Origin of the sequence: Streptomyces sp. NBC_00637 (genome assembly GCF_045161545.1) — a bacterium.
GTDB lineage: Bacteria > Actinomycetota > Actinomycetes > Streptomycetales > Streptomycetaceae > Streptomyces.
This window is the reverse complement of the sequence record NZ_CP109046.1, coordinates 8,470,058-8,488,199: the sequence shown is the minus strand read 5'-3', so window position 1 is coordinate 8,488,199 and position 18,142 is coordinate 8,470,058. Positions and strand designations below refer to the sequence as shown.

Sequence of the window (18,142 nt, the reverse complement as noted above, 5' to 3'; positions counted from 1 at the left end):
ATGTCCCTCTCCATAGGAATCCACGACCTGTCGTTCTCGACGGGCGAGTTCGTTCTCGCCCACACACAGCTCGCCGCGCACAACGGCACCGACATCGGCAAGTACCACCTGGGCATCGGCCAGGAGTCGATGAGCGTGCCCGCCGCCGACGAGGACATCGTGACGCTGGGCGCGGCGGCCGCCGCCCCGGTCGTCGCCCGGCACGGCGCGAGCCGGATCCGCACCGTGATCTTCGCGACGGAGTCGTCGATCGACCAGGCCAAAGCGGCCGGCGTGTATGTGCACTCGCTGCTCGGACTGCCCTCGGCCACCCGCGTCGTCGAGCTCAAGCAGGCCTGCTACGGGGCCACGGCCGCCCTCCAGTTCGCCGTCGGCCTGGTGCGCCGCGACCCCGCCCAGCAGGTCCTCGTGATCGCCAGCGACGTCTCCAAGTACGAGCTGGACAGTCCCGGCGAGGCCACCCAGGGCGCGGCGGCGGTGGCCATGCTGGTGGGGGTGGACCCGGCCCTGGTGCGTATCGAGGACCCGTCGGGGGTGTTCACCGCCGACGTGATGGACTTCTGGCGGCCCAACTACCGTGACGCCGCCCTCGTCGACGGCCAGGAGTCCGTCAACGCCTACCTCCAGGCCGTCGAGGGCACCTGGAAGGACTACAGCGAGCAGGGCGGCCGCGCGCTGGAGGAGTTCGCCGCGTTCTGCTACCACCAGCCGTTCACGAAGATGGCCTACAAGGCCCACCGTCACCTGCTGAACACCACCGGCCACGACACCGACCCGGCCAGGGTCGCCCGCGACCTGGAGCTGACCACCGCCTACAACCGGGTGATCGGCAACAGCTACACCGCCTCGCTCTACCTGGGCCTGGCCGCCCTGCTGGACCAGGCCGACGACCTGGAGGGCCGGCCCGTCGCCTTCCTCAGCTACGGCTCGGGCAGCGTCGCGGAGTTCTTCGCCGGGAGCGTCGTCGCCGGCTACCGCGACCACCTGCGCACCAAGGAGCACCGTGCCGCCATCGAGCGGCGCACCCCGCTCGACTACGCCGGCTACCGGGAGCTGCACGAGCGGGCGCTGCCCGCCGACGGCGGCGACCACGCCACCCCCGCGCAGAGCACCGGCCCCTACCGGCTGGCCGGGATCAGCGGCCACAAGCGCGCCTACGAAACCCGCTAGCGGGCCGTCCGCGGCCGCCGCCCGTCCGTCCCGGGCGGGCGGCGGGCGCGGGCACCGCCAGTCCCATCTCACCCATGAGGTTCCATGACGACCCACTACGAGGGGAGGGCAGCCGCATGACCGACGTCAGGATCCTCGGTACGGGCGCCTGTCTGCCGGATCGCGTTGTCTGCAACGACGAGGCCGGTGCGGCGGCCGGGGTCGACGACGCCTGGATCACCGCCAAGACGCAGATCCGCGAGCGCCGCTGGGCCGCCGACGGCCAGGCCACCTCCGACCTGGCCGCGGCCGCGGGACGCGCCGCGCTTCAGTCGGCCGGCATCACCGCGGGCGAGCTGTCGGTGATCGTGGTCGCCACGTCCACCCCGGACCGGCCCCAGCCGCCCACCGCCGCCTACGTCCAGCACCACCTCGCGGCGAGCGGAGCGGCCGCCTTCGACGTCAACGCCGTCTGCTCCGGCGAGGTGTTCGCCCTCACCGCCGTCGAGGGCATCCTCGCCCGGCGCGGCGGCCACGCCCTCGTCATCGGCGCCGACGTCTACTCCCGCATCCTGGACCGCGCCGACCGCAGGACGGTCGTGCTGTTCGGGGACGGCGCCGGCGCGATGGTCTTGGGGCCGGCCGCGAGCGGTCCGCGCATCCGCCACCTGGACCTGCACACCTTCGGCGAGTTCTCCCAGCTGATCGAGGTGCCCGGCGGCGGCAGCCGGCTGCCCCTGGACCAGGAGGGTCTGCGGGCCGGCCGGCAGTACTTCACCATGGACGGCCGCGCGGTGCGCCGCTTCGTCGCGGACCATCTGCCGCGCCTGGTCAAGCAGTTCCTGCACGAGGCGGGCGTCGCCCCCGACGACATCGGCCACTTCGTCCCGCACCAGGCCAACGGCGTCATGCTCGACGCGCTCTTCACCGAACTGGCCCTGCCCCACGCCACCATGCACCGCACCCTGCACCGCTACGGCAACACCGGCGCCGCCTCCGTCCCCATCACCGTGGACCAGGCCGCCCGCGCGGGCGCCTTCCAGCCGGGCGAGCTGATCTTGCTGGCCGGTTTCGGCGGCGGCATGGCCGCCGGCTTCGCCCTGATCGAGTGGTGAGCACACCGGCGCGGCCCGCCGGCCGCCCCCGCCGAAAGAAAAAGGGGGGCCGGCCGGCGGGCCGCGGCGGGTGTCAGGAGGAGGAAGAGGAGGAGGGGATCCAGTCCCGGCGGATGTGCGGGGTGGGGATGCCGAGGGACTTCATGTGCTCGATGGGGTTGGTGTATTCGCGGCTGGCGGCGATCTGCCCGTCGCGCAGGGTGAAGCCGTGCACGAAGTGGTTGCGGTAGCGGCCCTGGGGATAGCCGGGGAAGCGGATGGTGCCCTCGCCCTCGCACTCGGCCCAGATGACGCACGGGTCCTGGGTCTCGTAGACGTTCAGGGCGTACCACTGCCAGTCGGGCAGCACCCGCAGCGACAGTTCGCCGTGCCGTTTGAGGTTCTCGCGGCCCGTGACGACGATGGGCCGGCCGATGTCGGTGTAGAAGAGGGCGGCGGTGCCGTCCTCGGTGTAGAGGGTGTAGCGGCTCAGCCGGGCTTCGGCGCCGGTGCGCAGATACTGGTCCACGGCCTGCCGGTTGCGTGCGCGCAGGTCGTGGTGGTCGGTGAACACCGGTGTGCCGGTGGCGGTCCGGGGGGTGCGGGGCGTGGTGATGGTCTCTCCCGAAGGGGTGCGCGGGGACGGTGGTCGCGGCGGTGCGGGCCGCGTGGTCAGGGCTGGAGCCGGCTGTGGCGCCAGGTCGCGCCGGTGCGCTCGTAGCGCAGCCGTTCGTGCAGGCGGTCGGTGCCGTTGGCCCAGAACTCCACGCCGGCCGGCTGCAGGCGGTAGCCCGCGAACCGGGCGGGCCGCGGCAGGGGCCGCTGCGGCTCGCCCAGGTGCTGGGCGCGGGCCCGCAGCCGGGCGACGTGGTCGAGGTCCTCCAGCGGGCGGCTCTGGCGCGAGGCGGTCGTCATGGCGTGGGTGAAGACGGGCCGCGCCTGCCACAGGGTCTGCGCCTCGGCGTCGGACAGCCGGGTGACCGGGCCCTCCAGCGTGATCTGCCGGCTGCTCTCGCGCCAGTACAGGACGCCGGAGGCCCAGGGGTTCTCGGCGAGGTCGCGGCCCTTGCGGCTGTCGGCGTGGGTGATGAACACGATGCCGTCCTCCCCCGCGGCGGTGAGGGCCACGATCCGCGAGGAGGTGCGGCCTTGCGCGTCGGCGGTGGCCAGGGCCAGGGCGCGCGGTTCGCGCACCTGGTGGGTTTCGGCGTCCTGGAGCCAGGCCGCCAGCAGGCCCATCGGTTCGGCCGGCGGCGTGCGGAACTCGGGGAAGGCCACGTCGACGGTGGCGGTCAGGGTCTCGGAACGGCCGGCGCCGGTCACCGCGGCGCCGCGGACCGGACCGGACCCGAACCCCGACCCGGCGGCTGACGCGGACGCGGTGGCGGTGGAGGTGGCGGTGGGGGTGGGGGTGGGGTCAGACATGGAGGACTCCTTCGATGGTGAGCACGCCGGGGCCCGCGACCTCGACGCGGGTGACGCTCTCGCCCTCGCCCTGCGCGCGGGCGCTCATGACGGAGGGGCGGCCGATCTCGACGCCCTGGGTGATCTCGATGCGCTGCCCGTGCCCGATCAGGCCGTGCCGGGCGAGATGGATGGCCAGGGGGCCCGCGGCGGAGCCGGTGGCGGCGTCCTCGACGACCCCGTACGCCGGGGAGAACATGCGGTTGCGCCAGCGGGTGCCCTGTCCGGCGAAGCAGTTGGTCGCCATGTCGGGGAAGCGGGCCAGGGCGCGGTGGTCGGGGTCCAGCTTCGACAGCGCCTCGACGTCGGCGAGGCCGACCAGGACGTGGCGCGGGCCGTTGCGGTAGATCTCCACCGGGAGCGTCGAGGCGTCGACGCCGAGTGCGTCGAGGAGTTCGCCGGTGCGTTCGAAGGGCTCCCACACGGGGATGGGCTGGCGCATGCTGGCCGAGACGGGCCTGCCGTGTTCGCGGTGCAGTTCGAAGGGGACGACGCCCATGGCGGTCTCGATGCGCAGCCGCCCGGCGCCGGTGCGGGCGCCCAGGGCCAGGGCGGTGCCGAGCAGGGGGTGGCCGGCGAAGGGCAGTTCGTTGACCGGTGTGAAGATCCGTACGTGGGCGTCGGTGCCGTCGCTGCGCGGGCGCAGCACGAACGTGGTCTCCGACAGGTTCATCTCCCGTGCGATGGCCTGCATCTGCCCGGCGCTCAGGTCGTCGGCTTCGAAGAAGACCGCCACCGGGTTGCCGGTGAGGGGCCGTTGCGCGAACGCGTCGACGACGACGTAGGGGTGCATCCGTTTTCTCTCCCACTCGTGTGAAGGCGCGGCGCGCGCCGCACGGGCGCAGCGGCCGGGCCGGGGGCGGCCCGGCGGGCCGCCGTGAGGGCCGGTGGCGGGGGGGGTCAGGGGCGGCCGGCGGGGGCCGGTGCGAGCAGCGCGGCCAGGCGGTCGCCCACGATGCGCGGCCCGTGCCGGGTCAGCACGGACTCCGGGTGGAACTGCACGGAGGCGAAATGCGGGCCGCTCAGGGCGTGCACCTCCCCCGTGGCGGGGTCCCTGCCGACGCGGACCTCGCCCACGCCGTCGGCGGTGAGGACGTCGTCGCCGGCGACGAGCGCGAACGTGTTGTAGAAGCCGACGCGTTCGGGGGCGCCGAACAGGTCGATCTGCTGTTGCACGCCCTGGTTGGGTTCGGGTCTGCGGCGCAGCGGCAGGCCCAGGCGCAGGCCGAGGATCTGGTGGCTCAGGCACACCGCGAGGAAGGGGCGCCGGGTGCGCAGCAGGGTGTCGAGTGCCTGGTGCAGGTGGCGCATGCGGGGGTGAGCGCGTTCCTGCGGGTCGCCCGGCCCGGGTCCCATCACCACCAGGTCGTGCTCGTCGAAGGCATACGGTTCGTCGAAGCGGCGCACGCTCACTTGCAGGTCCAGGGCGCGCAGTTGCTGCTCGAGCAGGGAGGTGAAGGTGTCCTCGGCGTCCACGACGAGGACGCTGCGCCCGGCCAGTTCGGGGCGGGGCGCGGTGCGTTGTGCGCTGTCGGCGAGCCAGAAGCCGGCGAGGGAGGTGTTGCGCTGTTCGAGGGCGCGGCGTACGGCGGGGTGGCCGGCGAAGCGCGGTGTCTGCTGTCCGCCGTCGAGGGCGGACACGAGTGCGGCGGCCTTGGCGCGGGTCTCCGCGGCCTCGGACGCCGGGTCGGAGTGGCGCACGATGGTGGCGCCGACGCCGATGCCCAGGTGTCCTCGCGTGCTGATGTCGGCGGTGCGGATGAGGATCGCGGAGTCCATGACGCGCGCGCCGTCGCCGTCGCGTCCGATCAGTGCCGCCGCCCCGCTGTAGTAGCCGCGTCCGCCGTGTTCGTACCGGCTGATGATGCGGCAGGCGCTTTCCAGCGGGCTGCCGGTGACCGTGGGCGCGAACATCGTCTCGCGCAGGATGTCGCGTACGTCGCGGTCGGTGCGTCCCTCGATGAAGTACTCGGTGTGGGCGACCTTGGCCATTTCCTTCAGGTAGGGGCCCACGACGCGGCCGCCGTCGGGGCAGATGCGGGCCATCATCTTGAGTTCCTCGTCGAGGACCATGTACAGCTCGTCGGTCTCCTTGCGGTCGTCGAGGAACTCCAGGACGCCGGCGAGGGCGGGGCCGCGGGCGGGGTAGCGGTAGGTGCCGCTGATGGGGTTCATGACCGCCGTGCCGTCCTGGTAGCTGACGTGCCGCTCGGGTGAGGCGCCGACCAGGGTGCGGGTGCCGGTGTGGATGAGGAACGTCCAGTGGGCGCCGGACTCGCTCTGCACGAGCCGGCGGAACAGGGCGGGGGCGCTGCGCGGCCCGTAGTCGGTGATGTCGGCGACGAAGGTGCGCCTGATGACGAAGTTCGCGCCCTCCCCGGTGCCGATCATCTCCTTGACGATGCGGCGCACCACGTCCTCGTAGGCCGTGTCGTCGACGTCGAAGCCGGCGCCGGTCAGCGGGGTGGGCACGTCGGGGATGCGGGCCAGGGCCTCGTGCAGCGGCAGCCGCTGCTGGCCGGTGACGGTCATCGCCACCAGCGCGGTGGCGTCGTCGGTGCAGGCGAAGCCCCGTTCGCGCAGCTGCCGGTAGGGCACGACGACGAGCATCTCGTGGTGGGCGCCGCCGGGGTGGGCGGGGCCGGCGGGCAGTTCGATGCCGGCCAGGGTGGCGGGCAGGCTGACCTGGCCGGTCAGCACCTCCACGCCGGGCGGGCCGGGCGTGGAGGGCCGGTGCAGCAGCGCGTAGGGCTGGTGCACGGGGCCGTTCAGTGCCTGTGCGAGGAGGTCGCCGGCGCCGGGGGGCGGGGTGTGCGTCATGCGAGGACCTCCTTGGCCGTGACGACGCGGGCGCAGCGCTCGGCGGCGTAGGTGAGGGCCGAGCAGTGGTAGGCGCGGGAGAAGTCGGCGGTGGCGTCCGCGACGAGGAAGGGCTGGATGTCGTGGCTGAAGGCGTCGACGGCGGTGGCCAGGACGCCGATGTGGGCGTAGACGCCGCACAGGACGAGCTGGTCGCGGCCCGCGGCCCGCATCCGTTCGAGCAGGTCGGTGCGGAAGAAGGCGCTGTAGCGCCATTTGGTGAGCAGCCAGTCGTGGGCGGCCGGTGCGAGGGCGTCGACGATGGTGCGGTCCTGGGGCGAGGTGCGCATGCCGGGGCCCCAGAAGTCCTTGAGCAGGCCGCGCCGGCGGTCGTCCATGCCGCCGGGCTGGGCGGTGTAGGCGACGGGGACGCCGGCGCGGGCGCAGCGTTCGCGCAGCTGGGCGGTGTTGCGGACCAGGTCGTGGCGCAGGGTGTCGGCGAGCGGCTCGAGGAAGTAGCGCTGCATGTCGTGGACGAGGAGGACCGAGCGGTCGGCGTCGGCCGTCCAGGACACGGCGGCCGGCGGCAGGTCGCCCTCGGCGGGAAGCGGGTAGGCGGAGATGGCGGGGATGCCGGTCATGGCTTCGGTTCCTGTTCCTGCTCGATGCGGGGGCGCTCAGGCGCTCCAGGACGAGATCACGGACATGGCCTGCCGCGGGGTGAGGCGGGGGTCGCACAGGGAGGTGTAGCGCTCGCCGACCCGGGCGAGGTCGGCCTCGGTGTCGGCGCACTCGGTGACGTCGTCGGGTGTGGTCTCCAGGTGCAGGCCGCCGGGGACGCCGCCGGCGTCGGTGACGGCGCGCACGAAGCGGGCGACCTCCAGCGCGGCGCTGTGCACGAGGCGGCTCTTGTGGCCGCTCGGCGCGGTGACGGTGTTGCCGTGCAGGGGGTCGGTGAGCCAGATCGCCGGGTGGCCCGCGGTGCGCAGGGCCTCGACCAGGCGCGGCAGGCGGCCGGCGACGGCGTCGGCTCCCATCCGCGCGATGAGGGTGAGTTTGCCCGGGTCGCGCCACGGGTCGAGGCGTTCGCACAGGGCCAGCAGCTCGTCGGGTTCCATGGTGGGTCCGACCTTGCACGCCACCGGGTTGGCCACCTGGGCGAGCAGGGCGACGTGGGCGCCGTCGACGTGGCGGGTGCGTTCGCCGATCCACGGCCAGTGGGCCGAGCCCAGATACAGCCGTCCCTGTTCGTCGGTGCGCAGCATGGGCACCTCGTAGTCCAGCAGCAGCGCCTCGTGGCTGGTCCACACCGGGGGGTTCACCACGTCGCGGCCGGCGGCGCGTTCGCGCCAGCCCAGGTGGCCGATGACGTCGTCGGCGGCCATGTAGGCGGTCAGCAGGCGCAGCGGGTCGGCCCGGCGGCTGTCGGCGTCGGGTTCGGGGCCGTTGACCATGTGTCCGCGGAAGACGGGCAGTTCGAGGCCGCCGACGATTTCGGTGGGCCGGGAGCGGGGCTTGGCGAACTGTCCCGCGATACGTCCGGCGCGCAGGACGGGCTTGCCGGTGATCAGGCCGAGGGTCCCGGCGAGCAGGTCGAGCACCGCCGTCTTGCGGGCGACGTCGTGGGCGCGGCATTGGCCGGGGTGCTCGGCGCAGTCCCCGGCCTGCACCACCAGGGCGCGGCCGTCGGCCACGGTGCCCAGCAGGGTCCGCAGGGTGGCCACGTCGTCGCTGTGCACGAGGGCGGGGCGCGCGGCGAGGGTCTCGCCCACCCGCCGCAGCTGGCGAAGATCGCTCCAGTCGGGCTGTTGCCGTGCCCCGCGGACCCGGATGTCGCGGATGACGTCCTTCATGCCGTACTCCGATCCAGCGGTGGCGTCGCTCGTGTCCGGCGACGGGTCAGGTGGGGATTCCCGTGCGTTTGATCTCGGGGACCGCGATGCCCAGGGCCCGCAGCTGCTGGAACGGATTCATGAACTCGCGCTGGAGTTTGATCTTCCCGTTCTCGAACTCGAAGGAGTGCAGGAAGTGGTTTTCGTAGTAGCCCTCCGGATAGTCCCCGAAGCGGATCTTTCCGCGGCCGTCGCACTCCACCCAGAAGTGGTCGGGGTCGTCCGTTGCGAAGATCCGCACGTTGTACCACTCCCAGTCCGGGAAGCACTTCAGCGACCAGACGGCGTGCTCGCCGAGCCGGTCGCGGCCGTGGGTGGCGACCGGGGAGCCGGTGTCGGTGGTCCACAGGCCGCCGACGCCGTCCTCGGTGAACAGTTCGTGGCGGCGCAGCCGGTCCGGGCCGCGGGTGTTCATGTACTGCTCGACGACGGCGCGGTTGGCGCGGCGCTGTTCCCCGTCGTCGGCGGATGCGCCAATTTCAACGGATGCGGACACGATGACCCCCTGGGTGTTCTCGGGAAACGGGAGGAACGGCGGGCTCGCCCGGCCCTCTCGGGCGCGGGCGCGACGGTGCGAAAGCCGCAGGACACGGGAGGCGGCACCCGGGACCGGAATGCGGGACGCGGGGTACGGGGCGTGGGGTACGGGATGCGGGGCGTGGGGTGCGGGATGCGGGGCGTGGGGTGCGGGTGGCCGGTTCACCGTGGCCGCCGCGCGCGCCGGTTCACCGGTGACGGCGATGGCGATGGCGCAGGACACAGGACGCAAGGGAAGAGGGGGCCGATGCCCGCGGGCGGCGACGCGGGCCGGCCCCTACGGGCCGGCGGACCCGGCGTCGGCCCGCTGCCGCACACACAGCCTGACGCGTGTTTCGGGCAGGGGACACGTGCCCCCATAGTGACACGCGGCAAACCCGCGGGCCAGCAGCCCCCGAGGTGACCTGCATCACCCCAACTGCCGTGCGTGTGGCGGGAGTTGGGCGCACCGCATGGTTCATGAGGTTCGTTGGGTGGCGTGGACGGCCATGGTGGTGAGTTGTTGTTTGGCGTGGTCGGTGGCGGTGCTGGCGTGCAGGGTGGCCAGGGCGCGTCGGGTGCGGCGGGTGATGTCGGCTTCGACGTGGTCGACGGCTCCGGTGCTGGTGATGAGGGTGCGCAGGGTGGTGAGTTCGTCGTCGTCGAGGGGGTGGCCGATGCCGGCGCGCAGGAGGGTGGCGGTGTGGGGGTCGTGTGTGTCGGCGTGGGTGAGGGCGGCGGCGAGCAGGACGGTGCGTTTGCCCTGGACGAGGTCGCCGCCGGAGGGTTTGCCGGTTTCCTCGGGGGTGCCGAAGACGCCGAGGAGGTCGTCGCGCAGTTGGAAGGCGATGCCGATGTCGCGTCCGAAGGCGCGGTAGGCGGTGATGAGGTTGTCGTCGGCGCCGGCGATCGCGGCGCCGAGGTGCAGGGGCCGCTCGACGGTGTAGGAGGCGGTCTTGTACCGGTTGACGCGTCGGGGGGTGTCGAGGTCTTCGGCGCCGGCGGCTTCGGCGGTGATGTCGAGGAGTTGTCCGCACAGGACTTCGGTGCGCAGTGCGGACCAGACGGGGGTGATGCGGGCGTGGGCCGCGGCGGGCAGGCCGCAGCGGCGTACGAGGTCGTCGGCCCAGCCCTGGGCGAGGTCGCCGGCCAGGATCGCGGTGCCGGTGCCGAACAGCTCGGGCTCGCCGTTCCAGCCCCGTTCACGGTGACGGTCGGCGAACAGCACATGCGCGGCCGGCGCCCCCCGACGCGTCGGAGACGCGTCGACGACATCGTCATGGATCAGGGCCGAGGCATGGAACAGCTCCAGTGCGGCACCGACGCGCACCACCCCTTCCATGACGGCACTGTCCTCGTCGCCGCCGGCGCCGAGCCAGCCCAGCCAGGCGAAGGTGGGCCGCACGCGTTTGCCGCCGCGCAGCACGTAGTTCTCCAGGTCGTCGACCACGTCGGCGCAGGCAGCGCCGATCCCCTCGGCCTCGGTGCGGCGCTCGGCGAAGAAGCGGCGCAGCGCCTCCTCGACGGCCTGCCCGGGACTGATGCGGGTACGGGTGCGGATGCTGGTCATGAGGTCAACTTCCCTGGTCGTCATCGACGTCGGACAGCGGCATAACGGCTAGCGGCATAGCGGCATCCGCCCCCTCGGCCCCAGGCGTTCGGCCCGAACGAGCGGCCCGGACGGTCGGCCCGAGCGGTCGGCCCGAGCGGTCGGCCCTGACGGGCGGTCCGGACGGCCGTCCGCCGTGGGACGGGAGCCTGTACTGCGTTTCACCGGCCGGCGCCGGACCGGCGCCGCGAAGGGCACCTGCCGTTCGCGGGACCAGCCGTTCGCGGGAGACCGGCCCGCCCGTCCCCCGCGGGGGGGGGTGTCCGCCGGGAGTCTCCCGGTCTTTCGCCGGGCCCGGCGAGGGGCGGCAGCGCCACCGCAGGGACGCCGCCACCGCCGGGCCGGCAGGTCCGTGCCCGTGCCTGCGCCAGGGCCGGTGGCCGTGCAGGGGCCTTCGGGTACGGGTCCGAGTATCGGCGAGGGGACTCGAGGTCCGGTCGAGTCCCCCGGCCCGCCGGCCGCGCCGCCCGCCGGTGCTGCAGGGGCGCTGTAGAGGCACTCGAAGCCGCGCCGCGGGCCGGGAAGTCGGGTACCGGCCGCTCCTAGGATGCGCCGTGGGCCGGCGCCGCCCCCCGGGGCGCTGCCGCTCGCCGTCATCCCCCTCGCCGGCCGGGCGCCCGGCCGGCGAGGGGTCCGGTGACGGCCGTTCGCTGTCCCCTGCCGAGGAGCCGGTGTGAGCAGAGCCGAGGAGTTCGCCAAGCTGCGGCCCCTGCTGTTCGCGATCGCCTACCGGATCGTGGGCGACACGCGGGCCGCCCGGTACGCGGTACAGGCCTGCCGGCTGCGGTGGATGGCCGCGCCGGCCCGGCCGGCGCCGGCCGAGGGGCATCTGGCGGGCGAGGTCGCCCGGATCGCGCTGCGGGCCCTGCACGCGGCGCGCCTCGCGCGCGGGCAGAGTGTGGGGCCGCTCCTCGCCACCGGGCCGGCAGGGGCCGACCGGCCGGCGGACCTGGCGGACGCGCTGTCGCTGGCGGCCCTGATGGTGCTGGAGCGGCTGTCCCCGCTCGAGCGCGCCGCGTTCGTGCTGCGCGAGGCGTTCGGGTGCGGCGACACGCAGATCGCGGCGGCCCTGGGCTGTTCGGTGCCGGCGTGCCGCCAGCTCCTCGCGGGCGTGGCGGTGCTCAGTGACGGCGGGCGCGAACCGCTGCCCTGGCCCACGTGCGTGTCGGGTGCCGGAAACGTCGCCGCGCTGATCGCGGCGATTGTCCCGCCGCTGGTGCGGGTCGGCGTCACGGTGGGGCGGTGCCAGGTCGCCGGCCGGCCCGGCTGGGTCCTGCGGGACCGCGGCGGCGCGATCCTGCATGCCCTGGCCCCCGACGTCCGCGACGGGCAGATCCACCGCCTGCACCTGGTCGTCCATCCCGGCGCGGCCGCACACGGCGATCCGGCGGCCCGGACCTGCGCCCTCCCGCACGGCGGCCCCTTCCATCTCTACTGACCCTCGCCCGCCGCCCCCTCCCCCGGCATCCCGCCACCCTCTCCCCCGGCATCCCGCGGGACGGCCCGGAGCGGCCCGGAGCGGCGAGGCGCAAGGGACGGTGACCGTGGCCGTGGTGGTGGGGGCCGTGGCCGTGGTGGTGGGGGCCGTGGCCACGGTGGTGGGGGCCGTGGTGGTGTCAGTCGATGCCGCGTACGACGTGGGGCTCGGCGAGGTCGTCCTCGTCGACGCCGGCGAGGCGCAGCGGCGGGACGGCGGCCGCGACGAAGTCCGTCGGCTTCGGGGCGGGTCTGCCGTTTTCCTGTGTGATGTCGTCCACCTGGTCCTCCCCCTGTCAGCGGGTCGGTGACGTGTAGCGGTGCGGTGCGAGGGCGGGCCGGGGGCGTTGCGCGTCCCGTACGGCGCGGTGGATCTCGGGCGCGGCCGCCGACCGGTTGAGGGTGATGTAGTGCAGTCCGGGGGCGCCTTCGCCGAGGAGGCGGCAGGCCATGGCGGTGGCGTACTCGACGCCGATGCGGTGTCCCTGGGCGGGGTCGTGGCGGGCGGCGTGCAGGCGGTGGGCCAGTTCCTCGGGGAAGGCGGCGCCGCTGAGTTCGGCGAAGCGGCCGATCTGGCGGGCGTCGGTGGCCGGCATGATCTCCGGGATGATCGGGATGTCGCAGCCGGCGGCGGCCACCCGGTCACGCAGCCGCAGATAGTCCTCGGCGTCGAAGAACATCTGGGTGATGGCGTAGTCGGCGCCGGCCCGGCACTTGGCGACGAAGTGCCTGATGTCGCTGTCCCAGTCCGGCGAGCGCGGATGACGCTCGGGGAACGCCGCGACCCCGATGCTGAAATCGCCCAGCTCCCTCACCAGGCGGACCAGTTCGTGGGCGTGGGTGAAACCGTCGGGATGCGCGCTCCACGGCGCGTTCGGGTCGCCGGGCGGGTCGCCGCGCAGGACGAGGACGTCGCGCACGCCGGCGTCGGCGTACTGGCCGATGATGCGGCGCAGCTGCGCCACCGAGTGGCCGACCGCGGTGAGATGGGCGACGGGACGCAGCGTCGTGTCGGCCACGATCCGTTTGGTCACCTCGACGGTGCGTTCCCTGGAGGAGCCGCCCGCGCCGTAGGTGACCGAGACGAAGTCCGGTGCCAGCCGCTCGACCTGGCGGATCGTCTGCCACAGGTTGCGCATCCCGGCGTCCGTCTTCGGCGGGAAGAACTCGAAGGAGAAGGTGGGGGCCTCCCGGGCGAGAGCCTCACGCAGCGCCGTCACAGCCGGCCTCCGGCACCGCCGCCGGCCCCACCGCGAGCAGCACGAGCGGGGCGAGCGGCCACAGCCGCCACCGCGGGGGCACGGCAGCCGTCCCGGCCGGTCGGGAACAGGCCGGGCGCGAGCAGGGCAGGCGGGAGCAGGGCAGGCGGGAGCAGGGCAGGCGGGAGCAGGGCAGGCGGGAGCAGGGCGGGCGGGACGTGGCCGGGCGTGCCGGGCGGCAGGCGCCGGGCGTACCGCCGGGGCAGGACCGGTAAAGGGCCGGTGGTGGTGGAGCCGGTCACCGCGATGCGCACAGGAACTCCTTCGGTCGCTCGGGCGCCCCCACCCTGCACGGCGCCGAACGAGCCGCGCTCGAAGCGCACCGGAACGGGCACGGAAGGACCGAGGCCGAGAAGGCCGGAAGCGGGAGCGGCGGGGGTCCAGGGCCTGGAGGCCAGGGGCCGGGGCGCCGGAGGCCAGGGGCCCGGGGGCGCGACGAAGACCGGGAAGCCTGGGGGCGACGGGAGACCGGGGGCTCGGGGGCGACGGGAGACCGGGGAGCCGGGGGCCGCGTCCTGGAGCGCCCGGAGGAGGCCGCGGGCCCGCGCGGGGTGCCGGATGGGGTGCGTTGCGCCGCCGGCCCGGTTCCCGCCGGTGCCGCACCCGCCGCCCGCCGCCCGCCGCCGCCGTGGGCCGTACGCCGCCGCCGTGGGCCGTCGGCCGCCGCGTGGGCCGTCGGCCGCCGCGTGGGCCGTCGGCCGTCCGCCGTACGCGGTACGCGCCGTCCGCCGGCCGCGTACGGCGGCGGCGGGCGGGCGTCCCGGGCCGGGCCGGGCCGTTCCGGTGCGGCCGGAGACGGTGCCTGGGGTGGGTCCGGGCCGGGTCTAGGCGGCGTAGCGGTCGAAGGTGGAGCCGCGGCGGGGGCCTGCCGCCACGTCGAGCGCCGGGTCGACGGCGAGCATCGCCTGGTGCATGCGCTGCAGTTGGGGCGAGGGTTCCACCCCGAGTTCCTCGACCAGGCGGGTGCGCACCCTGCGGTAGACGTCCAGGGCGCAGGCCTGCCGCCCGGAGCGGTACAGGGTGAGCATCGCCTGTGCGTGCAGTCCCTCGTGGTGGGGGTGACGGGCGATCAGGTCGGTGAGTTCGGCGAGGAGTTCGGTGTGCCGGCCGAGCCGCAGATCGGCGTCGATGCGCCGTTCGACGGTCACCAGGCGGGACTCCTGCAGCCGCATGGCCTCTATCTGCAGGACCGGTCCGAGTCGCACGTCCACCAGGGCGGGCCCCCGCCACAGGGCCAGTGCCTGCCGGAAGCAGCGGGCGGCGCGTTCGTCCTCGCCCCGGTCGAACGCCTGCTGTCCTTCGGCGACGAGCCGCTCGTAGACGTTGACGTCCACGGACTGCGGGGGGACCTGGAGCAGGTATCCGCCGTGTCCGGTGGCCAGGACGTCCTTCTCCGCGCCCGGCGCGGCGGGGCCCAGCGCGGCGCCGATGCGGCGGCGCAGCTGCATGATGTAGGTCTGCAGGGTGGTCATCGCGCTCTGCGGCAGCTCGGTCCTCCACACCTCTTCCATCAGCGTCGAGACCGGCGTGACGCGGCCGGGGTACAGCGCGAGGAGCGCGAACACCTGCCGGGGTTTTCCCGCGGTCGGGACGATCGTCTGCCCGTCCACTGTGGCGCTCAGCGGCCCCAGAACCTGGATCTCCATGACTTCCTCCGATCATCGCCGCCCCCGTTGGCGGAAATCGTCAGGGCAGTGGCACGCTAGCCACGCTTATGCGGAGGTGCAGGTTCCTTTAGTGGTATTCGAGCGGGGCTCAGCGGGGAGGCGGACATGAGTGGAGAAGAGCGGCGGTGAAGTAAAAGCGGGGGTGGATCCGCAGGTGTCCGGCGGGGGATGCGGAATCTTTTCGTCCCGGCTCGAGAACGGCTTCACCCGCGCTGGATCAGCGCTCGCGTCCCGCCGATACGCGGTGCGCGGGAAAACATTCCGGGAACAAAAGGAGACGCGGCGATATGCGGGGGTGCCGCATATCGCCGCGCCGGGGCGGGACGCCGGGTTCAGCTGCTGCGCACGAGGCGGGTGCGGCGGCCGTTCGCGGCGCGGGCGGGCCCGGTCTCGGGGCCGGCCATGAGGATCATCTGCTGTACGCGGCGCAGTCCGGCGGACGGTTCGAGTCCCAGTTCGCGCACGAGGGTGGCCCGGATGCGCCGGTAGGCCTCCAGGGCCTCGCCGCGCCGCCCGGAGCGGTGCAGGGCCAGCATGTACTGCCCGTGCAGGTTCTCGTGGGTGGGGTAGCGGTTGACCAGGACGGTGAGTTCGACGAGCAGGTCGCGGTGGCGGCCCAGCCGCAGTTCCGCCTCGATGCGCTGGTCGAGGGCGCACAGCCGCATCTCCTCCAGGCGCCTGGCCTCCATCTCGAGCTGCGGGCCGGCCTGCACGTCGGCGAAGGCGGGCCCGGTCCACAGGGCCAGCGCCTCGCCCAGGTGGCGGGCCGCGCCCTGGAAGTCGCCGTCGTGCATCGCCCGGTAGCCGACGCCGGTCAGGCGCTCCAGCTCCTGTACGTCGAGGGTGGCGCCGGCGTTGTCGAGCAGATAGCCGCCGGGCGCGGTGACCAGGACGTCCTTGGCGGTCCTGCCCGCCGCGTCGCCCTCCTGCCCCCTGCCCAGGGCCGCGGTGATGAGTTCGCGCAGCTGGAGTACGTACGTCTGGAGGATGGTGCGGGCGGTGCGCGGCGGGCGGTCGCCCCACAGTTCCTCGGTCAGTGACGCGACGGACACCACCCGCCCGGCGTGGAGCGCGAGCAGGGCGAGCAGCTGCCTCGGTTTCGGTGCGGTGGGCATCACGGCGGCACCGTTCAGTGTGATCTCGAAGGTGCCCATCAGCCGGATGTTCACGTGATCTCCCCCAGTCTCGTGCCCAAGTGCTCCGGATTTCTTGCGAGCATCGACAGACGGGCACCCCCGGGAAACGAACACCTCAAAAAAACAGGGCGACCGGTCTGTTGCTATTAAAGCACACACCTGTACCCATCGCTGATTGATTAATACACGCAATCTTATGAGCAGCAAAAATGCATTTTCCTGTGCGCTCGCGGCGGACCGGGAAGGTTTATCACGCAACATCCCGGGGTCCGGTGAGCGGAAAACCGCCACCGAACAGCGAGGATAAAGAAACCGTGTGGTCGGCTATGCGGGGAGAGCGGCCGGCGCGGGCGCGCGGGCCGCGGCAAAAAAAGGGGGCGCCGGGGAGAGGCGGCGGAGCCGCGAGACGGGGCTGTGAGACGGGGCTGTGTGAGACGGGGCTGCGAGGGGGCAGGGGCCGAGCCCTCCGGGTCCGGGGCCCGGCGCGGAGCAGGCGGGCGGGTGAGCGGGCGGGGCTGCGCCCGGCGCCCGGCGGCCTGCGCCCGGCGGCCGGGCTTTTGCGAGAACACCCGAGCGCGTGGCCGTCGGCAGGAGCAGCCCCCTCCGGGGCGGGGACGTTGTGTGCGGACATCGGCGCGGACGTTCTGCGCGGACAGCCGGGCGGGCAGCCGGCGGGCGTCGCCGCGGCTGCCGGGCGCGCCGCGCAGGTGGATGCTCTACGGCACCGCGGCACCGCGGCGCCCGGTCGCCGGAACCGCTTCGGCAAGTGCCCCTTCGAGGTGAGGGGAAGAGGGGGCGGGCGGGTGAGGGGAAGAGGGGGGCGGGCGGGTCCTCCCCCGCTATCTCCAGCTGCGCGGGGACCGGTAGGAGCGGGTCGCCTCCCAGCGTTCCCAGCGCCCGCGCTCGCGGCGCGCGGGGTGCGCGCCGTCGTGTTCCTTGCCGTCCGAGGGGTGTTCGCCCCTGCGTTCGGCGGCCAGGGCGACCAGGGTGACGGTCACCGCGGCGAGTTCCTCCGCGCTCGCGTGCCCCCGCTCGATCCTGAACAGGCCGGCCGCATCCTCGGTACCGCTCATCCACGCCTCCCGGGCCTCCCCTTCAGCGTCCGCCATCCGGCTCGAGAAAGGCTCGGGGGCCTCTCGACGCACGGCCACCGGACCGGAACGGGGCAGGGCGGGGCGGGGCGGGGGGCGTCCGCGCCGGTGTCACCTTGCGCGGGGCGCCGCCGTCGTGGAGGTGTGTCTGCCGCCGGCGCAGGGGACAACAGGGCGAGCATGGCGATCATCAACGAGCGTGCTGCCGGGCGGCGTTGTGTCCGTAGGCGAGCGGTGTCCACGCACAGACAGGACACCGACAGGGCACAGGCAGGACGACGATCATCGGCCGTGCCCGTCGTGGGCCGGGCGTCCGGCGGTCACCGGTGCGCCCTGTTGGCGTGGCACTCGGCAAGAGGTCCGTGAACACCACGGCGGGCGCAACGTGAGGGACGCTGGTGGCGCGGCGGGAGGTGGGACAGCATGCGGCGCATGGACTGGATGCCTCTGCTCTCCACGCTGACAGGTGCCGCCATCGGCATCGCTGCCACCCTCATCGCCGATCGCAGCAGGTGGCGGCGCGAGGAGGCGCGACACGCCCTGGAAGTGCGGCGCGCCGTGTATACCGCGTACGCCTGCGCCCTCAAGGACGCGGGGGAAGAGATACGGGCCGTCGCCCTGGGGGATCACCTGTCGGGGTCGGCGCGTGATGCGGCGGTGCGCGAAGCCTTCCGCGGAACCGGACTGCACACCGCCGGCGAGCAGCTCTGGCTGGTGGGCCCGCCGCTCGTCGTCGCGGCCGGCAACGAGGCGTTCCACAGCCTGCGCCGGATGCGTGACGCCTATGCCGGCGGGGTCGCGGTCGGCTCCGCCGAGGACAGGGCGTTCATCCGGCAGCGCCGCACGGCCATGGCCGAGATGCGCCGCCGTATGCGTGAGGATCTGGGCATCGGCCCCCTCGGGATCGAATGACCGCCGGGCCGTACAGACGCCGGACAGACGCCGGGTGCGAGGCAGTCGGGCGGTCGGGCGGTCGGGCGGTCGGGCGGC

The 18,142-nt window shown here is 73.8% G+C and carries 18 protein-coding genes; 4 read left to right on the top strand and 14 right to left on the bottom strand.

The window, feature by feature from the left end; translation table 11 throughout:
• Together OG440_RS37565 and OG440_RS37560 are read left to right on the top strand one after the other, a co-directional pair.
• Window positions 1-1,170, top strand: coding sequence for a hydroxymethylglutaryl-CoA synthase (locus tag OG440_RS37565; RefSeq protein WP_406004777.1), 1,170 nt, complete (start codon window positions 1-3; stop codon window positions 1,168-1,170).
• Window positions 1,171-1,286: 116 nt separating this feature from the next.
• Window positions 1,287-2,264 (top strand): 3-oxoacyl-ACP synthase III family protein, encoded by a 978-nt coding sequence (locus tag OG440_RS37560; RefSeq protein WP_406004778.1) that lies wholly within the window; start codon window positions 1,287-1,289, stop codon window positions 2,262-2,264.
• Window positions 2,265-2,337: 73 nt separating this feature from the next.
• Here OG440_RS37560 and OG440_RS37555 read toward each other — a convergent pair whose 3' ends face one another.
• From OG440_RS37555 to OG440_RS37520, 8 genes are all read right to left on the bottom strand, one after another.
• The gene (locus OG440_RS37555) at window positions 2,338-2,817 is read right to left on the bottom strand and encodes a PhzA/PhzB family protein (protein ID WP_406004779.1); all 480 of its coding nucleotides are present in this window, start codon (window positions 2,815-2,817) and stop codon (window positions 2,338-2,340) included.
• A 98-nt stretch (window positions 2,818-2,915) separates the two neighbouring features.
• Window positions 2,916-3,668: a phenazine biosynthesis FMN-dependent oxidase PhzG gene (phzG, locus tag OG440_RS37550; protein ID WP_406004780.1), complete on the bottom strand. Its 753-nt coding sequence runs from the start codon at window positions 3,666-3,668 to the stop codon at window positions 2,916-2,918.
• The gene (locus tag OG440_RS37545; protein ID WP_406004781.1) at window positions 3,661-4,500 is read right to left on the bottom strand and encodes a PhzF family phenazine biosynthesis protein; all 840 of its coding nucleotides are present in this window, start codon (window positions 4,498-4,500) and stop codon (window positions 3,661-3,663) included. Before OG440_RS37545 ends, phzG begins: the two co-directional genes overlap by 8 nt.
• 107 nt (window positions 4,501-4,607) lie before the next feature.
• Window positions 4,608-6,527 (bottom strand): anthranilate synthase family protein, encoded by a 1,920-nt coding sequence (locus OG440_RS37540; RefSeq protein WP_406004782.1) that lies wholly within the window; start codon window positions 6,525-6,527, stop codon window positions 4,608-4,610.
• Window positions 6,524-7,147: an isochorismatase family protein gene (locus tag OG440_RS37535; protein ID WP_406004783.1), complete on the bottom strand. Its 624-nt coding sequence runs from the start codon at window positions 7,145-7,147 to the stop codon at window positions 6,524-6,526. The genes OG440_RS37540 and OG440_RS37535 overlap by 4 nt, the downstream gene beginning before the upstream one ends.
• Before the next feature lie 36 nt (window positions 7,148-7,183).
• On the bottom strand, window positions 7,184-8,359 hold the full coding sequence (locus OG440_RS37530) for a 3-deoxy-7-phosphoheptulonate synthase (RefSeq protein ID WP_406004784.1): 1,176 nt from the start codon (window positions 8,357-8,359) through the stop codon (window positions 7,184-7,186).
• A 46-nt stretch (window positions 8,360-8,405) separates the two neighbouring features.
• The gene (locus OG440_RS37525) at window positions 8,406-8,894 is read right to left on the bottom strand and encodes a PhzA/PhzB family protein (RefSeq protein WP_406004785.1); all 489 of its coding nucleotides are present in this window, start codon (window positions 8,892-8,894) and stop codon (window positions 8,406-8,408) included.
• Window positions 8,895-9,392: 498 nt separating this feature from the next.
• On the bottom strand, window positions 9,393-10,484 hold the full coding sequence (locus OG440_RS37520; protein ID WP_406004786.1) for a polyprenyl synthetase family protein: 1,092 nt from the start codon (window positions 10,482-10,484) through the stop codon (window positions 9,393-9,395).
• 712 nt (window positions 10,485-11,196) lie between these two features.
• Between OG440_RS37520 and OG440_RS37515 the strand changes: the two genes are divergently transcribed.
• Window positions 11,197-11,961, top strand: a complete 765-nt coding sequence (locus tag OG440_RS37515) for a sigma factor-like helix-turn-helix DNA-binding protein (RefSeq protein WP_406004787.1) — start codon at window positions 11,197-11,199, stop codon at window positions 11,959-11,961.
• Between the two features lie 178 nt (window positions 11,962-12,139).
• Here the strand turns inward: OG440_RS37515 and OG440_RS37510 are convergent, their stop codons facing one another.
• The 6 genes from OG440_RS37510 to OG440_RS37485 form a co-directional block, all read right to left on the bottom strand.
• Window positions 12,140-12,280 carry a hypothetical protein gene (locus tag OG440_RS37510; RefSeq protein WP_406004788.1) on the bottom strand — a complete coding sequence of 47 codons (141 nt, stop codon included), beginning with the start codon at window positions 12,278-12,280 and terminating at the stop codon, window positions 12,140-12,142.
• 15 nt (window positions 12,281-12,295) lie between these two features.
• On the bottom strand, window positions 12,296-13,219 hold the full coding sequence (gene metF, locus OG440_RS37505) for a methylenetetrahydrofolate reductase [NAD(P)H] (protein ID WP_406004789.1): 924 nt from the start codon (window positions 13,217-13,219) through the stop codon (window positions 12,296-12,298).
• Complete coding sequence (locus OG440_RS37500; protein ID WP_406004790.1) at window positions 13,216-13,512, bottom strand: hypothetical protein; 297 nt, start codon at window positions 13,510-13,512, stop codon at window positions 13,216-13,218. Before OG440_RS37500 ends, metF begins: the two co-directional genes overlap by 4 nt.
• 570 nt (window positions 13,513-14,082) lie before the next feature.
• Window positions 14,083-14,904, bottom strand: a complete 822-nt coding sequence (locus OG440_RS37495; protein WP_406004791.1) for a BTAD domain-containing putative transcriptional regulator — start codon at window positions 14,902-14,904, stop codon at window positions 14,083-14,085.
• A gap of 353 nt (window positions 14,905-15,257) precedes the next feature.
• Window positions 15,258-16,094 carry a BTAD domain-containing putative transcriptional regulator gene (locus OG440_RS37490; protein WP_406004792.1) on the bottom strand — a complete coding sequence of 279 codons (837 nt, stop codon included), beginning with the start codon at window positions 16,092-16,094 and terminating at the stop codon, window positions 15,258-15,260.
• 806 nt (window positions 16,095-16,900) lie between these two features.
• The gene (locus tag OG440_RS37485) at window positions 16,901-17,134 is read right to left on the bottom strand and encodes an acyl-CoA carboxylase subunit epsilon (protein WP_406004793.1); all 234 of its coding nucleotides are present in this window, start codon (window positions 17,132-17,134) and stop codon (window positions 16,901-16,903) included.
• A gap of 450 nt (window positions 17,135-17,584) precedes the next feature.
• On the opposite strand from OG440_RS37485, the gene OG440_RS37480 reads away from it, so the two are divergent.
• Window positions 17,585-18,064, top strand: a complete 480-nt coding sequence (locus tag OG440_RS37480) for a hypothetical protein (protein WP_406004794.1) — start codon at window positions 17,585-17,587, stop codon at window positions 18,062-18,064.
• The last annotated feature ends 78 nt before the right edge of the window (window positions 18,065-18,142 follow it).